Source organism: Streptomyces sp. NPDC093085 (assembly GCF_040683935.1).
Taxonomy (GTDB): Bacteria; Actinomycetota; Actinomycetes; order Streptomycetales; family Streptomycetaceae; genus Streptomyces.
In genome coordinates, this window is the sequence record NZ_JBFBFB010000001.1 from 164,827 (window position 1) to 186,333 (window position 21,507).

General features: G+C 73.4%; 22 protein-coding genes. 5 read left to right on the top strand and 17 right to left on the bottom strand.

Annotation, left to right across the window (positions count from 1 at the left end; translation table 11 throughout):
- Positions 1–9: 9 nt before the first annotated feature.
- Positions 10–216: a hypothetical protein gene (locus tag AB0O07_RS00705; RefSeq protein WP_365624658.1), complete on the bottom strand. Its 207-nt coding sequence runs from the start codon at positions 214–216 to the stop codon at positions 10–12.
- Positions 217–238: 22 nt separating this feature from the next.
- On the opposite strand from AB0O07_RS00705, the gene AB0O07_RS00710 reads away from it, so the two are divergent.
- Positions 239–655 carry a MarR family transcriptional regulator gene (locus AB0O07_RS00710; protein ID WP_365624661.1) on the top strand — a complete coding sequence of 139 codons (417 nt, stop codon included), beginning with the start codon at positions 239–241 and terminating at the stop codon, positions 653–655.
- A gap of 83 nt (positions 656–738) precedes the next feature.
- Here the strand turns inward: AB0O07_RS00710 and AB0O07_RS00715 are convergent, their stop codons facing one another.
- From AB0O07_RS00715 to AB0O07_RS00770, 12 genes are all read right to left on the bottom strand, one after another.
- The gene (locus AB0O07_RS00715; protein WP_365624664.1) at positions 739–1,458 is read right to left on the bottom strand and encodes a DUF6390 family protein; all 720 of its coding nucleotides are present in this window, start codon (positions 1,456–1,458) and stop codon (positions 739–741) included.
- Positions 1,459–2,451: a hydrogenase expression/formation protein HypE gene (hypE, locus tag AB0O07_RS00720; RefSeq protein ID WP_365627844.1), complete on the bottom strand. Its 993-nt coding sequence runs from the start codon at positions 2,449–2,451 to the stop codon at positions 1,459–1,461.
- A gap of 101 nt (positions 2,452–2,552) precedes the next feature.
- Positions 2,553–3,656 carry a hydrogenase formation protein HypD gene (gene hypD, locus AB0O07_RS00725; RefSeq protein ID WP_365624667.1) on the bottom strand — a complete coding sequence of 368 codons (1,104 nt, stop codon included), beginning with the start codon at positions 3,654–3,656 and terminating at the stop codon, positions 2,553–2,555.
- Complete coding sequence (locus AB0O07_RS00730) at positions 3,653–3,949, bottom strand: HypC/HybG/HupF family hydrogenase formation chaperone (protein WP_365624670.1); 297 nt, start codon at positions 3,947–3,949, stop codon at positions 3,653–3,655. Before AB0O07_RS00730 ends, hypD begins: the two co-directional genes overlap by 4 nt.
- A 48-nt stretch (positions 3,950–3,997) precedes the next feature.
- Positions 3,998–6,643, bottom strand: a complete 2,646-nt coding sequence (hypF, locus tag AB0O07_RS00735; RefSeq protein WP_365624673.1) for a carbamoyltransferase HypF — start codon at positions 6,641–6,643, stop codon at positions 3,998–4,000.
- Positions 6,644–6,645: 2 nt separating this feature from the next.
- Positions 6,646–7,209, bottom strand: coding sequence for a hydrogenase maturation protease (locus tag AB0O07_RS00740; protein WP_365624676.1), 564 nt, complete (start codon positions 7,207–7,209; stop codon positions 6,646–6,648).
- Between the two features lie 97 nt (positions 7,210–7,306).
- Positions 7,307–8,752 (bottom strand): hypothetical protein, encoded by a 1,446-nt coding sequence (locus AB0O07_RS00745; protein WP_365624679.1) that lies wholly within the window; start codon positions 8,750–8,752, stop codon positions 7,307–7,309.
- The gene (locus tag AB0O07_RS00750) at positions 8,749–9,459 is read right to left on the bottom strand and encodes a DUF6084 family protein (RefSeq protein WP_365624681.1); all 711 of its coding nucleotides are present in this window, start codon (positions 9,457–9,459) and stop codon (positions 8,749–8,751) included. The genes AB0O07_RS00745 and AB0O07_RS00750 overlap by 4 nt, the downstream gene beginning before the upstream one ends.
- Positions 9,456–10,232, bottom strand: coding sequence for a DUF5947 family protein (locus AB0O07_RS00755; RefSeq protein ID WP_365624684.1), 777 nt, complete (start codon positions 10,230–10,232; stop codon positions 9,456–9,458). Before AB0O07_RS00755 ends, AB0O07_RS00750 begins: the two co-directional genes overlap by 4 nt.
- The gene (locus AB0O07_RS00760; protein ID WP_365624687.1) at positions 10,229–11,257 is read right to left on the bottom strand and encodes a NifU family protein; all 1,029 of its coding nucleotides are present in this window, start codon (positions 11,255–11,257) and stop codon (positions 10,229–10,231) included. Before AB0O07_RS00760 ends, AB0O07_RS00755 begins: the two co-directional genes overlap by 4 nt.
- A gap of 1 nt (position 11,258) precedes the next feature.
- Positions 11,259–13,022 (bottom strand): nickel-dependent hydrogenase large subunit, encoded by a 1,764-nt coding sequence (locus AB0O07_RS00765; RefSeq protein WP_365627847.1) that lies wholly within the window; start codon positions 13,020–13,022, stop codon positions 11,259–11,261.
- Between the two features lie 38 nt (positions 13,023–13,060).
- On the bottom strand, positions 13,061–14,116 hold the full coding sequence (locus AB0O07_RS00770; protein WP_365624690.1) for a hydrogenase expression protein HypE: 1,056 nt from the start codon (positions 14,114–14,116) through the stop codon (positions 13,061–13,063).
- A 186-nt stretch (positions 14,117–14,302) separates the two neighbouring features.
- Here AB0O07_RS00770 and AB0O07_RS00775 point away from each other — a divergent pair, with 186 nt between their 5' ends.
- The 3 genes from AB0O07_RS00775 (at position 14,303) to AB0O07_RS00785 (ending at position 16,205) form a co-directional block, all read left to right on the top strand.
- Positions 14,303–14,632: a hydrogenase maturation nickel metallochaperone HypA gene (locus AB0O07_RS00775; protein ID WP_365624693.1), complete on the top strand. Its 330-nt coding sequence runs from the start codon at positions 14,303–14,305 to the stop codon at positions 14,630–14,632.
- A 4-nt stretch (positions 14,633–14,636) separates the two neighbouring features.
- Positions 14,637–15,452, top strand: a complete 816-nt coding sequence (gene hypB, locus AB0O07_RS00780; protein ID WP_365624696.1) for a hydrogenase nickel incorporation protein HypB — start codon at positions 14,637–14,639, stop codon at positions 15,450–15,452.
- 216 nt (positions 15,453–15,668) lie between these two features.
- Positions 15,669–16,205, top strand: coding sequence for a hypothetical protein (locus AB0O07_RS00785; RefSeq protein WP_365624699.1), 537 nt, complete (start codon positions 15,669–15,671; stop codon positions 16,203–16,205).
- 68 nt (positions 16,206–16,273) lie between these two features.
- On the opposite strand, the gene AB0O07_RS00790 is transcribed toward AB0O07_RS00785, so the two are convergent.
- A complete protein-coding gene (locus AB0O07_RS00790) occupies positions 16,274–17,602 on the bottom strand; it encodes a hypothetical protein (RefSeq protein ID WP_365627850.1) in 1,329 nt (442 codons plus the stop codon).
- 198 nt (positions 17,603–17,800) lie between these two features.
- On the opposite strand from AB0O07_RS00790, the gene AB0O07_RS00795 reads away from it, so the two are divergent.
- Positions 17,801–19,045 (top strand): molybdopterin-dependent oxidoreductase, encoded by a 1,245-nt coding sequence (locus tag AB0O07_RS00795; protein WP_365624702.1) that lies wholly within the window; start codon positions 17,801–17,803, stop codon positions 19,043–19,045.
- Between the two features lie 316 nt (positions 19,046–19,361).
- On the opposite strand, the gene AB0O07_RS00800 is transcribed toward AB0O07_RS00795, so the two are convergent.
- The 3 genes from AB0O07_RS00800 to AB0O07_RS00810 are packed head-to-tail and all read right to left on the bottom strand — an operon-like array spanning position 19,362 to position 21,447.
- Positions 19,362–20,102: a class I SAM-dependent methyltransferase gene (locus AB0O07_RS00800; RefSeq protein ID WP_365624705.1), complete on the bottom strand. Its 741-nt coding sequence runs from the start codon at positions 20,100–20,102 to the stop codon at positions 19,362–19,364.
- On the bottom strand, positions 20,099–20,737 hold the full coding sequence (locus tag AB0O07_RS00805; protein ID WP_365624708.1) for a DUF2064 domain-containing protein: 639 nt from the start codon (positions 20,735–20,737) through the stop codon (positions 20,099–20,101). Before AB0O07_RS00805 ends, AB0O07_RS00800 begins: the two co-directional genes overlap by 4 nt.
- A complete protein-coding gene (locus AB0O07_RS00810; protein ID WP_365624711.1) occupies positions 20,734–21,447 on the bottom strand; it encodes a glycosyltransferase family 2 protein in 714 nt (237 codons plus the stop codon). Before AB0O07_RS00810 ends, AB0O07_RS00805 begins: the two co-directional genes overlap by 4 nt.
- Positions 21,448–21,507 lie beyond the last annotated feature (60 nt).

The following is a 21,507-nucleotide window of genomic DNA, read 5'->3' on the forward strand; positions in this document are numbered from 1 at the left end:
CGCGGCCGTCTACAGGTAGGTGCGGTAGAAGCCGGTGAGCCGGTCGACGGCGGCGTCGACGTACTCGGGCACGTCGTACAGCTCGTAATGGCCGGCGCCCTCGATCACCATGAGGTCGACCGGACGGGGCGCCAGCTTCCACAGCCGCATGCCGGCCTCGTACGAGCCGGTGTTGCCGACGCGTCCGGCCAGGACGACCTGGAGCGGCTGGGTCATGAGCTGATCGGCCAGGGTTCGCGTGTCGGTCGACGGAGCGCAGCTCTGGACGCTCAACCAGCGACTGCTGAGTGTCGTGATGGACGCCTGCACGCAGGAGCTGGCCGAGGCCGGACTGGAGACGAAGGAGTTCTTCGTCCTGGCCGAGGTGGAAGCCTCGCCCTACCCGGCCGAGATCGCGGCGGCGCTGCTGCTCCCCAAGGCGAGCACGACGGTCTATGTCCGTAACCTCGTCGCCAAGGGGTTCATCCGGCGCGAGATCGACGGTGCGGACCTGCGGCGGCACCGGCTCGTCCTGACCGCCGAGGGCATCGAGGCGCGGGACCGCGCGCTCACGGCCCTCGCCGCGGAGTACGACCGCAGGCTGGCGAGGATCACTCCGCGGGACCGCACCGAGTTGCGGCGCATCCTTCAGGAGATGCTCACCTCGCCCGCCTGAGGCCGTCGTCACGAGCGGTCCGGTCGGCCCCCGCCCTCCTCCCCCTTCTCCTCACCGCCGTCGCGTGATCGGGCCTCCACCGCTCACCGGCAGGGCGACAGGCCCAGCGCCGTCAGGTGGCGGCGCTCCGTCGACTCGACGCGTGCCGCCTGCGCCGGGGTGAGGATGTCGCACACCCAGTCCCAGTGCAGCGCCACCACATCGCCGGGGGCGAGCCCCGGGAGCAGCGACCGGCCCCCCGTCGACCAGCGCACGGGCTCCCGGTGGGGCGGTCCGGGGATCAGATGGGTCCCGGTCCAGCGCAGCGGGCGGCACTCGACCGTGGCCGACTCGCCCCGGACCGCGCGGACCACCCCCGTACGGATGCGGCACCGGTCGAGGACCGAGAGAGCGGTCGGGTGGGCCGGGCCCGGCAGCAGGCGGGCCCACGGGTAGACGTCGAAGACCTGGAAGGTGTGGTGGGCGAGGGCGCGGCCGGCGGCCTCGCGCCAGGTGCCGCCCCCCTGGCCGTCGAAGCGGCTCAGCAGCCGGGCCAGCACCGTCTCCGGCCGGGTCCGTTCCACCAGCTCGTTGCCGATCCAGTACGCCTCGACGACCCGTTCGTCGAGCGGGTCGTCGAGGCCGGCCGTCTCGGCGAGCAGTTCGAGATAGCACCAGGCGCCCTCGAAGCGGCGGGCATGGCGCTCGATGCCCGCCGTCTCCTCGGCCCTGAGCAGGGCCCCGGCGTCCTCGGGGCCGCAGTACCCCAGCTCGTTGGGCGGATAGGCGTACCGGGCGAAGAGCAGCGCGCCCCGCTCACTCATTCAGCAGATCCTCGGCAGTTGTTCACCGATCGGGAGGGCGATCACCCGTGAGCCGCCGAGCCCCGTCCTGGCCACCACCATCCCGGGATGGCCGGCCACACAGGTGCCGATCCGGCGCGCCCCACGGCCCAGCGGATGCGCCGTCAGGGCGGCGAGGACCCGGTCGGCGGCGTCGGCCGGTACGACGGCGAGCAGCTTGCCCTCGTTCGCCACCTGGAGCGGGTCGAGCCCCAGCAGACTGCACGCGTCCCGCACCGGTTCCGGTACGGGCAGCTCCCGCTCGACCAGCTCCACCCCGACCCCGGCGGCGGTGGCGATCTCGTTGAGCGAGGCGGCGACACCGCCACGGGTGGGATCGCGCAGGACGTGCACATCGGCGCCGGTGGCGATCACCGAGGCCACCAGGGTGTGCAGGGCCGCCGTGTCGCTCTCGACCGCGGTGCCGAACTCCAGACCCTCCCGGCAGCTCAGCACCGCCACCCCGTGGACCCCGATCTCGCCGCTGATCAGCACCGCGTCACCGGGTGCGGCGCGGCGCGGGCCGATGTCGACCCCGTCAGGGACCAGCCCGATCCCCGAGGTGTTGACGTAGACGCCGTCCCCGCTGCCGCTGTCGACGACCTTGGTGTCCCCGGTGACCAGCCGGACGCCCGCCGCCCGCGCCGCCTCGCCCATGTCCCGGGCGATCCGGCCGACATCCGTGAGCGCCGTCCCCTCCTGGAGGATGAACGCGCTCGACAGGAAGAGCGGTACGGCGCCCGACATCGCCAGGTCGTTGACGGTCCCGTTGACCGCGAGGTCGCCGATGGACCCGCCGGGGAAGAACATCGGCCGCACCACGAACGAGTCGGTGGAGAAGGCGAGCCGCGTCCCCTCCCCGACGGTGAGCACCGCGGAGTCGCCCAGCTCGGCCGCGGCCGCGGCGCCGTACGCCGGGAGGAACAGGTGCTCGACCAGCTCGGCCGACATCGCCCCGCCGCCGCCGTGCCCCATCACCACCACCGGAGTCTCCCGCAGAGGGACCGGGCAGACCCAGTTCTCGAAGTCCGGCCCGGCCCCGGCGGCGGGGGCGGGCACCGCATGCGACGTCCCGGTCACTGGGCATCCACCAGTTCGAGCCGCCGGTAGGCGTGGTACGCGGCGCACGCGCCCTCGGAGGAGACCATCGTCGCGCCCAGCGGATTCCGCGGAGTGCACTCCTTGCCGAACGCCGGACACTCGTGCGGCTTGATCAGCCCCTGGAGCACCTCGCCCGACCGGCAGAGCGGGGACTCGGAGGTACGGATGGCCGCCACGTCGAACCGGGCCTCGGCGTCGAACTCCCGGTACTTCTCGGCGAGCCGCCAGCCACTGGCGGGGATCGTCCCGATGCCGCGCCAGGTCCGGTCGGTGACCTCGAAGACGTCCCGCAGCATCTCCAGGGCGGGCAGGTTCCCCTCGGCGCGCACGGCGCGGGGGTAGGCGTTCTCCACCTCGTGCCGGCCCTCCGCGACCTGGCGGACCGTCCTGCGGATGCCCTCCAGGATGTCGAGCGGCTCGAATCCGGTGACGACGATGGGCACCCGGTACCGCTCCGCGAGCGCCGGGTACTCCGACGTCCCCATCACACTGCACACATGTCCGGCGGCGAGGAACGCCTGCACCCGGCAGGCGGGGGACTCCATGATGGCGGCGATCGCGGGCGGCACGAGGACGTGCGAGACGAGCAGGGAGAAGTTGCGCACACCCAGCCGGCGCGCCTGGTGGACCGTCATGGCGTTGGCCGGGGCCGTCGTCTCGAAGCCGATCCCGAAGAAGACGACTTCACGGTCGGGGTTCTCGCGCGCCACTTTCAGCGCGTCGAGCGGCGAGTACACGACGCGTACGTCGCCCCCGGCGCTCTTCACCGAGAACAGGTCCTGGCCGCTGCCCGGCACCCGCACCATGTCGCCGAAGGAGCAGAAGACGACCTCGGGGCGGGCGGCGATCGCCAGCGCCCGGTCGATCACCTCCAGCGGCGTCACACAGACGGGGCAGCCGGGTCCGTGGATCATCTCGATGTGGTCGGGGAGCAGTTGGTCGATGCCGTGCCGGATGATCGAGTGGGTCTGGCCGCCGCAGACCTCCATCATGGCCAGCGGGCCCGTGGGGGTCGCGTGGATCTGGTCGAGCAGGCGCCGCGCCAGATCCGGGTCGCTGAATTCGTCCAGGTACTTCACCGTTCGGTTCCTTCCACCGGGTTGTGTTCCGTTCCGGCCCGTTCGAAGCCGTCCCCGAACTCCTCCTCCAGGAGTCCGAGCCGCTCGAAGTCGGCCAGGGTCCGCTGGGCCGACTTCTCGTCGAGCCGCTGGATCGCGAAGCCGACATGGACGACGACGTACTCGCCGGCCGCCGCGTCGGGGACGTACTGGAGGCACACCTCCTTGCGTACGCCGCCGAAGTCGACCTCCGCCATGACGGCGCCGTCGACCTCCTCGGTGCGCAGGACACGTCCCGGAATTGCCAGACACATGGTGCCTTCCCTCTCTGCGGGGCATCGGATGGTTCAGCAGGTGCGGCGTCAGCCGCCGGAGGCCGCGACCAGGAGCTGGCCGAAGGCGAGTCCGCCGTCGTTGGGCGGCAGCAGCCGGGGGCGGAGCACGGTGAAGTCCGCCGACTCCAGGGCGTGCCGGGTGGCCTCCAGGAGGACGGCGTTCTGGAAGACACCGCCGCCCAGCGCCACCACCCCGAGCCCGGTCCGCTCCCGGCACCGCTCGGCGAGCGTGACGGTGAGGCGGGCGACGGCGGCGTGGAAGCGCGCCGCGATCACCTCCCGCGCCACCCCGGCCCGCAGGTCCGAGACGACCGCGCGGATCACCGGCGCCGGGTCGGCGACCACCGGTCCGCCGGGACCGGCCGCGGCCCGGACGGCGAAGGCATAGGCGCTCCCTGGCGTCCCCTGAGTCTCCGGCGTCCCCGGCGTCCCCGGCGTCCCCGGCGTCGCGGGCGTCGCGGGCGGCTCCGGGGGCGCCGTACGGGCCAGCCCCTCCAGCTCGATCGCCGCCTCCGCCTCGTACGCCACCTCGTGCCGTACGCCCGCCAGCGACGCCACCGCGTCGAAGAGCCGACCCATGCTCGATGTCGGCACACAGCCCAGGCCGGTCGCGAACTGGTGGGCCAGCACCCGCCGTTCGGTGTCCGGACAGGCCCTCACCGGGGGCAGGTCCTCCTCCCAGGGGACCCCGGCGGCCCGCAGATGCGCGAGCGCCATCCGGTACGGCCGCAGCACGCTCGCGTCACCGCCGGCCAGCGGGACGTACGCGAGATGCCCGGCCCGCCGGTACGACGGGTAACCGGCGATCAGCGCCTCACCGCCCCATACCGCGCCGTCGGAGCCATGGCCGGTGCCGTCGAAGGCGAAGCCGATGACCTCCTCGTCGGCGCCGACGCCGTGCTCGCCCATCACGGACGCGATGTGCGCGTGGTGGTGCTGCACCGTCCGTACGGCCCGGCCCCCGGCGCGCGCCCGCGCCCAGGCACCGGAGTGGTAGCCGGGGTGGCCGTCGGCCACGAGCTGTTTCGGCTCGACCCCGGTCAGCACCGCCAGTTGGTCCGCCGTACGGGTCAGCGCCTCCACCGTGGCGAGGTCGTCCAGGTCGCCGATGTGCTGGCTGACCCAGGCATAGCCGCCTTCGCCCAGCGCACAGGTGTTCTTGAGGTCGGCTCCCGCCGCGAGCAGCGGCGGGAGCTCGAACGGCACGGCCAGGGGGAGCGGCGCGTACCCGCGCGATCTGCGCAGGGGCAGTTCGGCGCCGGCCGCGAACCGGCTGACCGAGTCGTCGCACGGCACATGGATCGCCCGGTCGTGCCGGAGCCAGGCGTCGGCCAGCGGCGCCAGTTCGACGAGCGCCTTCGCGTCGTCGGTGACGATCCGGTCGCCGGAGCGGTTCCCGGAGGTCATCACGAGCGCGTCCGGGCCGGGTTCGTCGCCGTCGAGGCCGAACAGCAGCACATGCAGGGGGGTGTACGGGAGCATCAGCCCCAGATCGGGGCTGCCCGGCGCGACGGCCTCGGCGAGGCCCCCGCCCCCGGGCGAGGAGCGGCGGGGGAGCAGCACGATCGGCTTCCGCGCGCCGGTGAGAAGGGTCTGCCCGCCCTCGGACAGGGTGACCAGTTCCCCGGCCACACCGAGGTCCCTGACCATGACGGCGAAGGGTTTGCCTCCCCGGGCCTTGCGGCGGCGCAGCCGGGCGACCGCCGCCTCGTCCCGGGCGTCGCACGCCAGGTGGTAGCCCCCGAGCCCCTTGACCGCGACGATCCGGCCCCCGGCGAGCAGCCGCCGCGCTGCGGCCAGCGCCCGCTCGCCGTGGAGCGGGGTCCCGCCCTCCCGGGTGACCAGTTCGAGCCGCGGGCCGCAGGCGTGGCAGGCGATCGGCTGTGCGTGGAAGCGCCGGTCGCGCGGGTCCTCGTACTCCGCGCGGCACTCCCCGCACATCGCGAACGCCGCCATGGTCGTCGCCGCGCGGTCGTAGGGCACGCCGGTGACGATGGTGAACCGGGGCCCGCAGTGGGTGCAGGTGATGAAGGGGTGGCGGTGCCGGCGGTTCCCCGGGGCGCGCAGTTCGGCCAGGCACTCCTCGCAGACCGCGATGTCGGGGGAGACCAGGGTGCGGGCCCGGCCGGCCGCGCCGGACGACTCCCCGATGGTGAACCCGGCGCCGCCCGCGAGCGGCAGGTCCTCCGCCGTCACCGATTCCACGAGCGCGAGCGGGGGCGGCCGGTCCCGGAGCCGCCGGCCGAACTCCGCCACCGCCCCGGGGTCCCCCTCCACCTCGGTGACCACCCCGGTGCCGGTGTTGGCCACCGAGCCGACGAGCGAGAGCTCGGCGGCGGTGACGTACACGAAGGGGCGGAAGCCCACCCCCTGGACGACCCCGCGCACCTCGAACCGGCGGCGGACCCGGGCCTGCCGGGACTCCTCGCCGCGGGACGCGCGAGGGCCGCCGCCCATCAGCTCCAGCCCCGACAGCGCCCGCGCCGCCTTTGTCTCGTCGATGATCTCCAGGGCGAACCCCATGTGCAGCAGCACCCAGTCACCGGTGGCCGGGGGGGTGTCGAGCATGCCGATGTTGACCCGGCGCCGGGCCCCCTCCACATCGACGAGGGCGAGCTGGCCCGCGTATCCCTCGACGCTCTCCACGACGCGTCCGGGAATGCCGAGACACATGATCAGGACCTCCGGGGCCGTTCCGGCACGGACGGGATCGCGGTGCGGGGCTCCGGCGGCGGCGCGGGGACCGCCGCCGCCAGCCGGCCGACCAGCGCGCGCACCGCCGCCACCGCCCGGGGGACGGCAGCGGCGACCGGCTCGCTGAGGCCGATGCCCTCGTCGACCCCGGCGGGGACGCACCCCACGACGTGAGTCAGCGGGAGCGTACCGCCCAGTTGATCCAGATTCGCCAGCACCGCGACCGGGTTCATGCCGTGTGCGTCGAATTCACCCGAACCGAGGTCGTCCTCGCCGACCTCCAGCACCGTCACCTCCCCGGGCGGTCCGTCCCCCGGACAGGCGTCCACCAGCACCAGCGCGTCGTACCCGGCGAGCAGGTCGTACGCGAGGTGCATGCCCCGGATGCCGTAGTCGACGGCCCGGACCCCGGCGGGGAGCGGCTCTCCGGGGCCGGTGGCCAGCCGCCGTACGACCTCGGGGCCGAAACCGTCGTCGCCGAGGAAGAGGTTGCCGACGCCCGCGACGAGCACCCGGCACCCTTCCCGCCCGTCTCCCGCGCTCACATGGAGCGCATTCGGAGGTACCTGCGGAGGTCGGGGAGCGAGCGCACGCCGACGGCGACGGCGACCGCGGCCACCGCTGCGGCGGCGCCCGTGGTGATCAGTCCGAGGAAGCGCATGAGGGGTTCTCCTTACGGAACTCCGCCGGCGGCGGATCGGGGACGGGCCGGCCGGAGCCGCCTTCGGGCAGCGGTTCCAGCTCGTCGGGGGCGAAGTAGAAGTAGCGGCCGTACCAGTCGTGCAGGTCGGCCGCCGGGTCGTCGACGAGGACGAGGGCGACATGCACCCCGCCGTCCACGTCCGAGAGCACGGCCGTCACCCGCGCCACCTGACCGTCGAAGAAGAGGTCCTGCGCGTCGGCGCGGCGGGCCGGCCGTACCCGTACGAGACTCCCCTGGGCCACCCGGACCCCGTCGATCACGACACCGTCCGACTCCGGCGACACGGCGGCGTCGGCGGCCGGGTCCCACCACGGGGCGCCGCCGGTGTCGAAGGAGGCGGCGGCGGGGGCGGGGGCGGCGTTCCGGGCGTCGCCGGTGCGGAGCAGGCCGTGCAGCCGCTGGAGCTCGCCGGGCGTCATCGCGTCACAGCGGTCGACGATCTCGCGGGCGCGCGGATCCGTGGCCCGTGCCTCCGCCTTCTCCCGCTCCGTCATGGTCATCACACGGAGCGTCAGGATCTCGTCGATCTCGGTCGAGTCGAACAGGTCGCCCGCGCTCTGCTCGGCGATCTCCGGGTGGTCGTAGAGGATGATCGGCGCCCCGAGCACCGTGTCCGTGGCGCCCTCCGGCCCGGCCAGCACGGGCCAGCACCGGTGGTGCGCGCAGCGGGCCGCGGCGTCGGCCGCCCCGTCCGGGGGCTCCCGCAGCGAGACGAATCCGGCGCCGCGCGCCTGGAGGAGCAGATGCGCGCCGATCAGCGAGACCCGGAGGGCGGCCTCCTTGCCGGCGACGGCCCCGGCGTGCTCGTTCTCGACGGAGACCGTCAGCCGTACGAACGCGCCGTCCCGGACCGCGTCGGTACGGACCCGGGCCGCCAGCGGTTCGCGGCGCCGTACGACGCTGCCGACCCGGACCCCGCCCGCGTCCGTCAGCGGCTCGGTCTCCTCGCCCCCGGCGACCGTACGGAGCCGGTCGGTCGCCCCGGTCAGCGGGACCGGCCCCAGGTCGATCTCCCGCTCGACCGCCTCGTCCCAGCTCAGCACCGACGTACCGGCGACGACCAGCTCGGGGACGGCGTGCTCGGCACCGTCCCCGGTCCGCCGCCGCACCTCGCGGACCTGGTGCTGGAGGAAGCGCAGCCGGAGCGTCACCTCGGCGGGGACCGGCCCGCCGGGCGGCACCGAGAGCAGACACCCCATCGCCATGCCCGGCTCCTCGGCGAAGCTCGCGGCGGTGGCGTGCGGCGGCCCCAGGACCCCGAACTGCCAGCGGGACCGGTTCTTGTGGGCGCTGGCGCGGTACGGGTAGAGCAGATAGCCCTCGTAGAGCACCGCGTCGGCGACCGCGCGCACCCGGTCGAGCTCCGCCGCGGCGGCCCGGGTCACCGGACCCCCTCGCCGAGGGCGCCGGCGGTGGCACCGGCGTGTGTTTCCCCGTCCGTCCCCGAGGCCGTCAGCAGCGTACGCACCGTCTCGTCCCAACTGATGAGCCCGCGCCGCGCACGGAAGTCCGCGAGGTCGGCGAGCAGGTCGTGGTCCAGCCTGATCCACCCCGAGTGGGGGAAGTGGCAGGCGATCAGCCGCCGCCACACGGCGACCGGCAGTTCGTACCGTGCCTCACGGTCCCAGGGCACCTGCCGCACCCCGAGCCCCGTACCGTCCGCGCCCCGGGCGAAGACGGTCCCGGAGAAGAGCAGACTGACCGGTACCGTCCCGTCCTCGCCGAGGGCGTGCAGATAGCGCGAGCCGACGACGTCGAAGTCGTAGGTGCACGGCAGCGCGAGCTCGGTCTCGGTGGAGCCGGTGAACCCCCGCACCGTCGTGTCGCACCGCATCCACAGGAACGGCCGCAGGGTGTCGGACCACCGCTCCCGCTCCCCGAACAGGCCGCGCAGCCCGTCCTCTTCGGCCTGGTCGTAGGGGCGGCGCTGCGGTTCGATCCGGACCTGGCAGTGCAGCACGATCGCGTGGACGGGATCGCCGGAGCCGTCCTCGATCCGCAGCCGCGCGGTGAGCTGCGGCGCCGCGCTGAACGGCTCGGCGACGATGTCCCGCACGGAGAACTCCAGGCCGGGCGCGGTGGGCGCGTTCATACGGACCCCTCCGCCGCCGCCGGTCCCGCGGCCTCCGCCGCCTCCAACGTCGTCCGCTCGTCCGGGCGTGCGGGCCGGCTGCGCGCCCGGACGCGCTCGAAGAAGGAGTCCATCGCCACGCGCGCCTCCCGGCCGCCGTCGAAGCCGCGCCACAGGGTGCGCAGCCGGCCGGCCAGTTCGTAACAGGCGTCGATCGGCACCACATGGCACGAGATCTCCGGCCCGTCCCCGTCCCCGTACCTGTCGCCGTCCCCGTTCCCCTTGGCGTCCCCGCCGTCCGCGCGCCCGGGGCCCTCCGTACGGCGGACGAGGAGCGCCTCGACATCGGGGCGTACGACAGCCAGTTCGGGCGCGTCCGCCACGAGGGAGGCCCAGGCGTCGAGCGGCAGTTCCGACTCGGTCGCCCCGGCGGGGCCGGGGTAGAAGGCGACGGTGCGGTCCTGGGCGGAGTTGCGGAACAGGAAGGCGAGACCGACCGGGATCCCCAGCGCGTCCCAGGCCCGCGCGTCCAGCGGGAGCCGGTCGAAGCGGAGATACCGGTCGGGCACGGCGCGGTAGCGCAGCCGCGCCCCGTCGTCCGTGAAGAGCAGGTAGCAGGCCCGGCAGCAGCACATCAGCCGCCGGCTCTCCAGGTCCACCACATGCTGGTGCTCGGCTCCGGACGGCGCGGCGCAGAGGTCGCAGCGCTCGCCGGGGACCGGTTCCGGCCGGTCGCGGGTGACCCGCAGCAGCGCGGCGGCCGGGGAGCGGGGGGCTCCGGCGGGCGCGCTCACGGCGCCACCACGGGTGCCGCCGGTACGGCGACCGAGACCGAGGCCGCGTCCGCCAGCAGCGGGAGAGGGGTCAGGTGCGCACCGTCCGCCTCCGGGTCGAGACAGGCGCCGGCGCGCCGTACGTCGTAGTGCGCGCGGCACGCGGAGCAGCGGAGCACCCCGTCGCCGGCCCCGCCGCCCAGCCGCCGGGCCAGCGTCGCGCCCTCCATCGGCCGCTCGCACCGGGCGCACCGGTCGCGGAAGGCGAAGAGGTCGGGGCCGATCCGGCAGACCACCACGGGGCATCCGCCGGCGGCCAGGCGTTCGACACCGCCGGACTCCAGGGCGAGCAGCTCCGGCACCGGCCACCAGGCGGCCCCGCCGTCGCCGCCACCCGCGTCCGTGCCACTCGCGTCCGCGCCGTCCGGACCACCCGCGCCGCCCCTGCCGTCCGGGGCATCCGTACGGGCCTCGCGCACCCGGGTGAAGAGCGAGTCCACCGGGACCAGCGGACCCGGTGGATCCGCCGTCCCGGCCGGCTCCGCCACCTCGATCGCCTCGACCTCCGGGGCCGCCGCCTCCACCGCGCCGCGCACGGCGAGGGCGAGCGTGCCGGAGGAGGACGGGCAGCCGTCGCAACCGCCCAGCAGCCGCAGCCGTACGGTCCCGTCCTCCGTCACACCGACCAGTTCCACATCACCGCCGTGCGAGCGGAGGTACGGCCGTACGCCCTCCAGCGCGTGCTCGACCCGGGTCGCCACGGTGTACGGGTGCAGTCCGTGCACCAGCAGCACACTCGCCACCAGGTCGTCCCCGGCGAGCGCGGCCAGGGCGGTGTCGTCCAGGGCGCCGTGCTCGTGGAGGAGGTCGAGCAGCCGCTCCAGACCGGCCCCGTAGAAGTCGGTGACCAGCCGGACCAGTTCCTCGCCGCGCTCGCGTGCCGCCGGTCCCGCCGCCGCGCCGGCCGTGAGCAGTGCCTCGATACGGTCCCCGGTCGTCCGCCACTGCTCGGCCGCCGAGGGAACACCTGTCTGCCGCTCCGTCATGTCACTCACTGCCCGCCGACTGCGTGGGCGAGTGCAGCAGTTGCAGCTTCTTGCCGCCGCCGAGGTACATGTGGACACCGCACGGCAGACAGGGGTCGAAGCTGCGCACCGTCCGCATGATGTCGATGCCCTTGAAGTGCTCCCGGTCGTTCTCCTCGAAGATCGGCTGGCCCTGCACCGCGTCCTCGTAGGGTCCCGGCGTCCCGAACGAGTCACGGGGGCTCGCGTTCCAGGGGGTGGGCGGGTACGGGTGGTAGTTGGCGATCTTGCCGTCCCTGATCACCATGTGGTGCGAGAGCACCCCGCGCACCGCCTCGGTGAAGCCGCAGCCGATGCCCTCCTCCGGCACCTCGAAGGTCTCCCAGGTCCTGGTGCGGCCGGCCCGGATCTCCCCGAGCGCCTTCTCGGCGAAGTGCAGCGCGCAGGCCGCGGCGTACGCCTGGAAGTAGGTGCGGGCCCGGTTGCGTTCGATGGTGTTGCTCCAGCGCGGCACGTGCCACTCGAACTCGACCGGGCCCTTGATGGCGGTCTTGGGGAGGCTGATCCGCACGCTGCTGCCGGTGGCCTTGACGTACCCGATGTCGACCAGGCCCGCCAGGGCGGTGGTCCACAGCCGGGCGAGCGGCCCGCCGCCGGTGTCGAGCGCCAGGTACTCCTTGCCGTCGAACCAGCGCGGTGACATGACCCAGCTGTACTTGTCGCCCAGATCGCGCTTCTGCGGCCGTGGGTTGGTGTGCTGGTTCCACGGGTGCCGCCGGTCGACCGGGTTGCCGAGCGGGTCGTGGGTCACGAACATCTCCTGCTCCTCCCAGTCGTTGTAGTACGACGAGCCGAGCAGGATGCGGATGCCCAGGTTGATCTCCACCAGGTCGGTGGTGACGAGCTTGCCGTCGACCACGACCCCGGGGGTGACGTACATCTTCCGGCCCCACTCGGTCATGTCCCGGTAGGCGAAGTTGCAGTGCTCCGGGTCCTGGAAGGAGCCCCAGCAGCCCAGCAGGATCCGGCGGTTGCCGACCTGTTCGTAGCCGGGCAGCGCCTCGTAGAAGAAGTCGAAGAGGTCGTCGTGGAGGGGGACGACCTTCTTCATGAACTCCACGTAGCGCTGGAGACGGGTGATGTAGTCCGTCATGAGCTGGACGGTCGCCACCGTGCCCACGCCGCCGGGGTAGAGCGTGGAGGGGTGTACGTGGCGCCCTTCCATCAGGCAGAACATCTCCCGGGTCATCCGGCTGACCTGGAGGGCCTCGCGGTAGAACTCCCCGGAGAAGGGGTTCAGCGCGCGCATGATGTCGCCGACCGTCCGGTACCCGTGGGCGTCGGCGTGCGGCGCCGGGGTGCGGTTGGCCTGTTCGAGTACGCCGGGATTGGTCTCGGCGACCATTTTCTCGCAGTAGTCGACCCCGACCAGGTTCTCCTGGAAGATGTTGTGGTCGAACATGTACTCGGCCGCCTCGCCGAGGTTCACGATCCACTCACCGAGATGCGGAGGCTTCACGCCGTACGCCATGTTCTGCGCGTAGCAGGAACAGGTGGCGTGGTTGTCGCCGCAGATCCCGCAGATGCGGCTGGTGATGAAGTGGGCGTCGCGCGGGTCCTTGCCCTTCATGAAGACCGAGTAGCCGCGGAAGATCGAGCTGGTGCTGTGGCACTCGGCGACCGTCCGCTGCTTGAAGTCGATCTTCGTGTAGATGCCCAGGCTTCCGACGATACGGGTGATGGGATCCCATGCCATCTCCACCAGATCGCTTTTGTTCTGGCTCATCGTCGTCATGAGGCCGCCTTTTCTTCCGTTCCGGTGCGCTATCGGGCGCGGGTGGCGCTGATGGTGCGCCGCTTCCCGCGATTACGCCATTTGGGTTCGCGGTCGAGGGTGTGCGTGGTGATCTTCCGGAGCCGCCGCATCGTCGAGCCGTACAGCCCGACGGCGTTCGTGGAGAGTTTGCCGCCCGGCGGCTCGTCCATGAACGGCATGAATTTGTCGGGGAATCCCGGCATGGTGCAGCCGATGCAGATCCCGCCGACATTGGGGCAGCCGCCGATTCCGTTCATCCAGCCGCGCTTGGGCACATTGCACTTCACGGCCGGACCCCAGCAGCCCAGTTTGACGATGCATTCGGGCCGCCCGTACTCCGTCGCGAACTCGCCCTGCTCGTAGTAGCCGGCGCGGTCGCACCCCTCGTGCACCGTCCGGCCGAAGAGCCAGGTCGGCCGGAGCGACTCGTCGAGGGGGATCATCGGGGCCTGGCCGGTGGCCATGTAGAGCAGATAGGTGAGCGTCTCCGAGAGGTTGTCCGGCTGAATGGGGCAGCCGGGGACGCAGACGATCGGGATGCCCGCCTTGGACTTCCACTCCCAGCCCAGGTAGTCGGGCACGCCCATGGCGCCGGTCGGGTTGCCCGCCATGGCGTGGATGCCGCCGTACGTGGCGCAGGTCCCCACCGCGACGACCGCCGTGGCCTTGGGGGCGAGCCGGTCGAGCCACTCGCTGGTGGTCATCGGCTGCCCGGTCGCCGGGTTGTTGCCGAAGCCCGACCAGTACCCCTCCTCCTTCAGCCCCTCGTCGGGGATGGAGCCCTCGACCACCAGGACGAAGGGGTCGAGTTCGCCCCGGTCCGCCTTGAAGAACCACTCCAGGAAATCGTCGGCGCCCCCGGTGGGGCCGCACTCGAAATCGATGAGCGGCCAGTGCACGGCGATCCGGGGCAGCCCGGGGAGTGCGCCGAGCGCGATTTCCTCGATGCTCGGCTGTGTGGCGGCGGTGAGCGCCACGGAATCTCCGTCACAACTCAGACCGGCGTTGATCCACAGCACATGGATGAGCGTGTTCTCGGCTTTTTCCGCTGCTTCCGTCGGCATGGTCCGCCGCCTTCCGGGATGGGAACGCCCGCTGCCGGTGAGGTGGCGACACTCACCTTGCTACCATCTAGAATCCGCCTGTCCGTTCTGTCAACACGAGACTTTTCCGGGCGGCCGGCTTTTCCGGGCGGTCCGGTCGGGCGAATGGGCCGGGCGAATGGACGAGTACGGGAAAGCTGGCCACGGATGCATGAATTGTCAATTACCCAGAGCGTGGTGGACGCGGTGTGCGAGCGCGCCGCCGGACGGCCGGTGCGCGCCGTCCGGCTCCGGGTGGGCGCGCTGACCGCCGTGGTGCCCGACGCGATGCGGTTCTGCTTCGATCTGACCACCGCGGGCACGGTCGCGGAGGGCGCGCTCCTGGAGATCGACCAGCCCCCCGGAACGGCGCACTGCCGGGCGTGTGCGCGGGACTTCGCCCTGACCGATCTTGTATTGCTTTGTCCGTGCGGCAGTGCCGACGTGGACATCACCTCGGGGCGGGAGCTGCACATCGTCTCGATGAGAGTGGGCTGAACTCATGTGCGGAACGTGCGGTTGCGTCGACGGAAGCGGTGAGGGCGGCGGCGGGGCGAGGATCTCCGTACCACATGCCCACCCACATGCCCACCCACACACCCACCCGCACGACCACGCGCACGGCTCCGACCGGGTCCGTCCGGCCGGGGCCGGCGAGACCATCACCCTCGAACAGGGCGAGACCATCACCCTCGAACAGAAGGTCCTCGGCAAGAACGACGGAGTGGCGGCGCTGAACCGCGCCTGGCTCGCCGAGCGGGGCATCGTCGCGGTGAACATGATGAGTTCGCCCGGCGCCGGCAAGACCACCCTCCTCGAACGCACCGTCGGGAACTTCGCGGGACGCCGCCCGGTCGCGGTCGTCGAAGGAGACCAGGAGACGGCGCTCGACGCCGAGCGGATCCGGCGCGCGGGCGGCGCGGTCGTCCAGATCAACACCGGCGCCGGCTGCCACCTCGACGCGGAGATGGTGCGGGGCGCGCTGACCGCCCTGGAGCCCGGAGAGGGCTCGCTGGTCCTCGTCGAGAACGTCGGCAATCTCGTCTGCCCCGCCCTCTTCGATCTCGGGGAGCGGAGCCGGGCCGTGATCATCTCGGTCACCGAGGGAACGGACAAGCCCCTCAAGTACCCGTACATGTTCGCCGCGGCGGATCTCGTGGTCATCAACAAGATCGACCTGCTGCCCTATGTCGACTTCGATGTCGAACGGTGCGAGGAGTACGCCCGTTCGGTCAATCCGGAGCTGCGGGTGCTCACCGTCTCGGCGACCACCGGAGAGGGGATGGCCGACTGGTACGACTGGGTGGCGCGGCCCTGACCGCCGGGCGGAGCGCGCCGGGGTCTCCCCGGAACGCGCTCCCCGGAATATTCGTACGGCAAGGGCGTCTTCTCGGACGGCCGACGGGTATTTGTGGTCAATGCGCGGAGAAGAAGTGATGGAATCGTGCATTCCTCTCGATGCTGGTCGGGCATCACGCACCGAGCGCCGAGCAGCCGTTGCCGGTGCCGGTGTCCGCCGTCCGGAGGGACGCCCATGAGGAAGTCGCCACGCCGAGGCACTGCCGCCGCCGCGCTCGCCGCCTCGCTCACCTTCTCGGCCCTGGCCGCCGCGCCCGCGCAGGCCGCGGTGAGCGCCGATCACCCCGGAATGACCTGGACGGTCGCCGCCAAGGGGACCGACGGCACCGTACGGGTCGGCTCCGACACGCGGACCGACCCCTACCAGGGGGACACCCCCGCCTCCGCCGTACTGCCGGTGCTCTGTCTGAGAGTCACCGGCGCCGCCGTGCCCGGCAGCGTCACCCCGGACTTCTACGCGGGCTGGTCCCGGGGAACCGTCGCGGCCACCCCGCCCGTGAGCGGTACGGCGCTGACCGGCCGGGCCGTCGCCGACAACCTCTGCGTCCAGTACTACGGGGCCGGCTGGCGGATGGCGGAGTTCCATGACGGCCGGTACGGGCCCGGCCTGGACGCGCCCGGCGGCTGGTCGTTCTGGGCGTACGGCTATGTACCGGAGGGGACACGCCTCTGGACCGCCATCGACGACCAGTCCGCCAACCCCTGGAACTGACGGAGCGAGAACGGCCCGGGAGGCTTCCCTCCCGGGCCGTGTCGTGGGGAGCGCGCCGATGCCGGCGTTCACCACCCCGTCAGCAGCAGGTGGTTGATGAGCAGGGCGAGCACCGCCTGGGCGGCGAGCCAGGCGCGGGGGCGGGTGAGCAGGGCGCAGGACGGGAGGAGCCAGAGGGCGAAGGGGAGCCAGATCCGCTCCGTCTCCGCCTTGCTCATCCCGGAGAGGTCGGCGACGAGCAGCGCGAGCAGGGCCGCCGCGACGAGGACGGCGAGGCGGACGGTGGGGCGGGGGGAGAGGAGGACCCGGCGCGGGGCGGTCGGGGGGCGCAGCGCGGCGGTGGCGGTGCGGCGCAGGGCCGCCGGGGTCGCCAGGCCGGTGACCAGCACCGTACAGGCGAGGTTGGCCCACACCCAGTAGCCGTACGGCCGTACCCCGCCCACTCCTTCGACGTACCGGGTGGTCAGCAGCCGGTACGCCGCCCACCAGTCGAACCCGGCGAGCGTGAACGCCATGGGTACGACCGCCGCACCGGCGAGCGCCGCCACCAGCAGGGCCGGCCGGTCCCGGACCGTCTGCCGTCCGAGCCACAGGACCGCCGCGCAGATCAGGGCGAAGAGCGTCAGACCGTACGAGAGGTAGCAGGTCAGTCCGAAGAGGAGCCCGGAGGCTGCCGCCGCCGCCAGGGAGCCCCTGGTGACGGCGAGCGCCAGCAGCGCCACGGTCCACGCCGTCACCGCCGCGAAGTAGCCGTCCGCCGAGGTGCCCATCCACACCGCCGCCGGGGCCAGGACGAGAAAGGGGGCCGCGCGCCGCGCCAGGCCCTCCGAGGCCAGCGCGCGCACCGCGATCAGCACGGCCGCACACGCCGTCGCGCCGACGGCGATGCACCAGACCCCGGCCCAGCCCCCGCCCCGCAGCCCGATCCGGTCGAGGAGGACGAAGGTGAGCGTGGCGGCGGGCGGATGGCCCGCGACATGGGCGGGCCAGTTGTCGGGGGAGTACAGCAGGATGTGCTGGGTGAACTCCCGCAGGGTGGCCGGGATGTCGTCGAAGCGGTCGATGACCTGGAGGTACTCGTTGCGGGTGGTGAGCCGGCCCGCGATGCCCCGCTGCCAGCCGTCGACCAGGGCGAGGGAGAACGTCCAGGCCAGGGCGGTGGCCCAGGCTGTGGCGAGCAGGACCCGCCAGGGGAGACGGAGCGCGAGGGCGGGGCCGTACGCCACGGTGAGGGCCGCGACGAGCAGGGCCGCCGGGGTGCCGGGCCCCAGGTGCGGTTCCCAGGACGCCAGCAGCGGGGCCCAGCTGACGTGCAGGGTGCGGTCGGTGTTCTGGATCCAGTGGCCGGCCAGCACGGCCACCACGACCAGCAGGGCCGCGGCGCCGGCCGTGTACAGGTCGCGGCGGAGGCCGGGGGAGGGGCGGGCAGGGCGGCCGGAGCGGGGGGCGCGCGGCTCGGTGGACGGCAAGGTGTGGGTCACGTCCGGAACGCTAGGCCGGGCGGAGCTCCCGACACCCCCGTCCGGGCCGGACGTCAGCGTTTCGTCACAGGTCGTGGCCCCCTTTCGGCGGGTACCCGGGCCTACGGTCGGCTCATGCGAGACGATCCACGCCTCCCCACCTCCCCCCGCTTCTGGCGCAGCCCGCTCCGTGGACCCTGGTTCACCTCGGTGCTCGGCCTCGTTCTGCTCGTCGGGATCACCGTGCTCTTCGTGACGGGCCTGGTCTCCTACGCCGCGTACAACCCGGACCTGTCGCCGGTGAACGACAAGACACCCGACAAGGGGATCCTCGGCTTCTACCTCTTCGCCTGGCCGACGGACCCGCACTGGCTCTACCGGCTCACCCAGGGCGTCCATGTCACGCTGGGCATCACACTGATCCCGGTTCTCCTCGCCAAACTGTGGTCGGTGCTGCCTCGGCTGTTCACCCTGCCGCCGGCCCGCTCCGTCACCCACGCGCTGGAGCGGATCTCCCTCCTGCTGCTGGTCGGCGGCGGGCTCTTCGAGTTCGTGACCGGAGTCCTCAACGTCCAGCTCGACTACCTCTTCCCCGGCTCCTTCTATCCGCTCCACTTCTACGGCGCCTGGGTGTTCTTCACGGCCTTCGTCGCCCACGCCCTGCTCAAGACGCCCACCGCGCTGCGCACGCTGCGCCGGCGCCGGGAGGAACGGCTCCCCGAGGAGCGGAGCGACCTGGTGGCGGCGCGACCCGCCGAGCCCACCTTCTCCCGGAGGGGCGCCCTGGGGTTCGTCGGGGGCGGCTCGCTGCTGCTCTTCCTGACGACCGTGGGGCAGAGCTTCGACGGTCTGCGCCGTACCGCACTCCTCGCACCGCACGGCGGCGCCGACCCCGGCGCCGGACCCAGCGGCTTCCAGATCAACAAGACCGCCGCGTACGCCGGGATCGACGCGGCGGAGACCGCCGAGGACGCCTGGCGGCTCGTCGTCACCGGACGCACCGGCACCGTACGCCTCGGCCGCGCCCAGCTCGCCCGGCTGCCGCTGCACAGCTCCGCGCTGCCCATCGCCTGTGTCGAGGGGTGGTCCACCTCCGACCAGTGGTGGCGCGGGGTACGGCTCCGGGACCTCGCGGCGCTCGTCGGGTACGACGGCGAGCCACCGGGCGTCCTCGTCGAATCCCTCCAGCGGCACGGCGCCTTCCGCCACGCGGCGCTCCGCGCCAACCAGGTCGCCGACCCGCGCGCCCTGCTCGCCCTGTACGTCAACGGCGAGGACCTCTCACCCGACCACGGCTTCCCGGCCCGGGTGATCGTGCCCGCCGCGCCCGGCGTGCTGAACACCAAGTGGGTGGCCCGGCTGACCTTCGGAGAGCTGTGATGCGCCCGCCCCGGATCCCCCTCGGCAACCCCCTCCACCTCCTGCTGCTCGCCGCCTCGTTCGCCCTCGCCGCCTACGCGGGAATCCGCCTCCTCGCCGGTGACTGGTTCGGTGTGGCGCTGTGGATCGTGGGGGCCGCGCTCCTCCACGACCTGGTGCTGGTGCCGCTCTACACGGGCGCGGACCGGGCCCTCACGGGCGGGCTCGGCGCGGCCGGCCGCCGGTGGGCGACGCCGTACGTACGCGTCCCGGCGGCCCTCTCCCTGCTGCTTCTGCTGGTCTGGTTCCCGCTGATCAGCGGGGCGGTGGAGGGGCGTTACCGGTTGGCCACCGGGACATCGACGGAGGGCTTCCTCGCCCGCTGGCTGCTGATCACCGCGCTCCTCTTCGGGGGTTCGGCGCTGCTGCTCGCGCTCCGGCTGCGCAGGGCGACGAAGCGGCGCCCGCCGCCCGCCCACTGACCGGCCCGCTCCCACCCGTACGCGTACCGCAGCAGCGCCGGAGTGCCGAGCCGCGCCCAGGGGAACGAGGAGCCGGTGGTGGTGCGGGCGTCGGAGAGGCGGACGTGGAGACGTTCGTCGACGTCCACCGGGACGGTCTCGGCGAGCAGCAGACCGCCCGGCCGCAGCAGCCCCGCCGCCCGCTCCAGCAGCGCGGCGGGGTCGCCCCCGATGCCGAGGTTGCCGTCCATCAGCAGGAGCGTGCCCCAGCGGCCCTCGCCCGGCAGCGGCTCGAAGACCGAGCGCCGCAGCGCCTGTCCCCCGTGCCGGACCGTCTGCTCGACCGCGGCCTCGCTCACATCGATGCCGAGGGCGGTCCGGCCGCGCGCGGCGAGTTCCGCGACCAGCCGGCCGGGGCCGCAGCCGATGTCCAGCACGGTGCCCTCGCACCGGTCCAGCGCCGCCCGGTCCACCGCGTCCGCCCGCGCGCACCACCGTTCCACCTCCAGGGGCAGCAGCCGGCCGTCGGCCCGGCGGAGGAAGAGCGGCCCGTGTCCGGAGCGCAGGGCGGCGGTGTACGGTCCCGGGGTCGCCCACGGGGGCGGGGCGGTGCTCATCGGCGGCCCGGAGCGGTGGCGGGGCGGGCGGGACGGCCGAGGCGGGCGAGTCGGTCCGCGAAGCGGGTGTGCGGGGCCTGGGCGGCGACCGCGTGGGCGTCGGCGGCGGTGTCGACGTCCCGCAGCCGGGGCAGCTCCCGGACGCGGAGCCCGGCGGAGACGAGCCGGTCCCGTTGCACCGCCCCGGTCACCGCCGTCGACATGGGGACGCCGCGCACCAGCGCGGGGTCCGGCTCGGCGAGCCCCAGCGCCCAGAAACCGCCGTCCTCGGCCGGGCCGACGTACGCGTCGCACTCCGCGAAATCCACCGTGAGCAGGGCGGGGGTCACCTGCGGGGTGTCCATGCCGATGAGCAGGGCGGGACCGGAGCACCGCCCGAACGCCTCCGCCAGCCGCGCGTCCAGGCCGCCCGGAGACTGCGGTACGACCTCGAAGCCGGGCGGCAGCCAGGGGCCCGGGGAGCCGTCCAGGACGAGCACCCGCCGGGTCGCGGGCGCGGCGGCCACCGCCCGGAGCGTGTCGGCGAGGGCAGCCGCCGCGAGACCGGCCGCCTCCCCGGGGGTGAAGGGCGGGGTGAGCCGGGTCTTGACCCGGCCCGGCAGCGGTTCCTTGGCGATGACGAGCAGGGTGGTCACCGGGCGCCCTCCGCGGTCCTGTCGTCGGCCGGGGCCTCCTGGAGGACGCGGCTCATGTCCCGTACCGCCTGCCAGGTGCCCCGCCAGGTGCCCGTCACCTTCGAGGCGCCGGAGCGTGGCAGATACGGCACGTCGTGCTCGGCGATCCGCCACCCCGCGTCGGCGGCCCGTACCACCATCTGGAGGGGGTAGCCGCTGCGCCGGTCGGTGAGGCCGAGCGCGAGCAGCGGCGCGCGCCGCGCCGCGCGGAGCGGACCGAGGTCGTGCAGGCGCACCCCGGTGCGGCGGCGGAGCAGCCGGGCGAGGGCCTGGTTGCCCGCGCGGGCGTGGGCGGGCCAGACGCCCCGGGCGGTGGGGCGGCGCCGGCCCAGGACGAGATCGGCGGTGCCGGAGCGGACCTCGTCGACGAAGGGGACGAGCAGCGCGGGGTCGAGGGAGGCGTCGCAGTCGCAGAAGCAGACGAACTCCGCGGTGGCGGCGGTCAGCCCCGCGTGACACGCGGCGCCGAAGCCCCTGCGGGACTCGGGCACGACGCGTGCGCCGAGCGCGCGGGCGATCTCCGCCGAGCCGTCGGTGGAGCCGTTGTCGACGACCAGGGCCCGCCAGCCGGCCGGGATCCGCGCGAGCACCCAGGGCAGGGCCTCGGCCTCGTCGAGGCAGGGGAGGACGACATCGACGTCTGGTGGTGGTGAGAGAGTCACGGCCTTCACCCTACGAAGACGAACGGAACATATCGGGCTTCGGCTCCTTACGAAACGCGGACGTCGGAG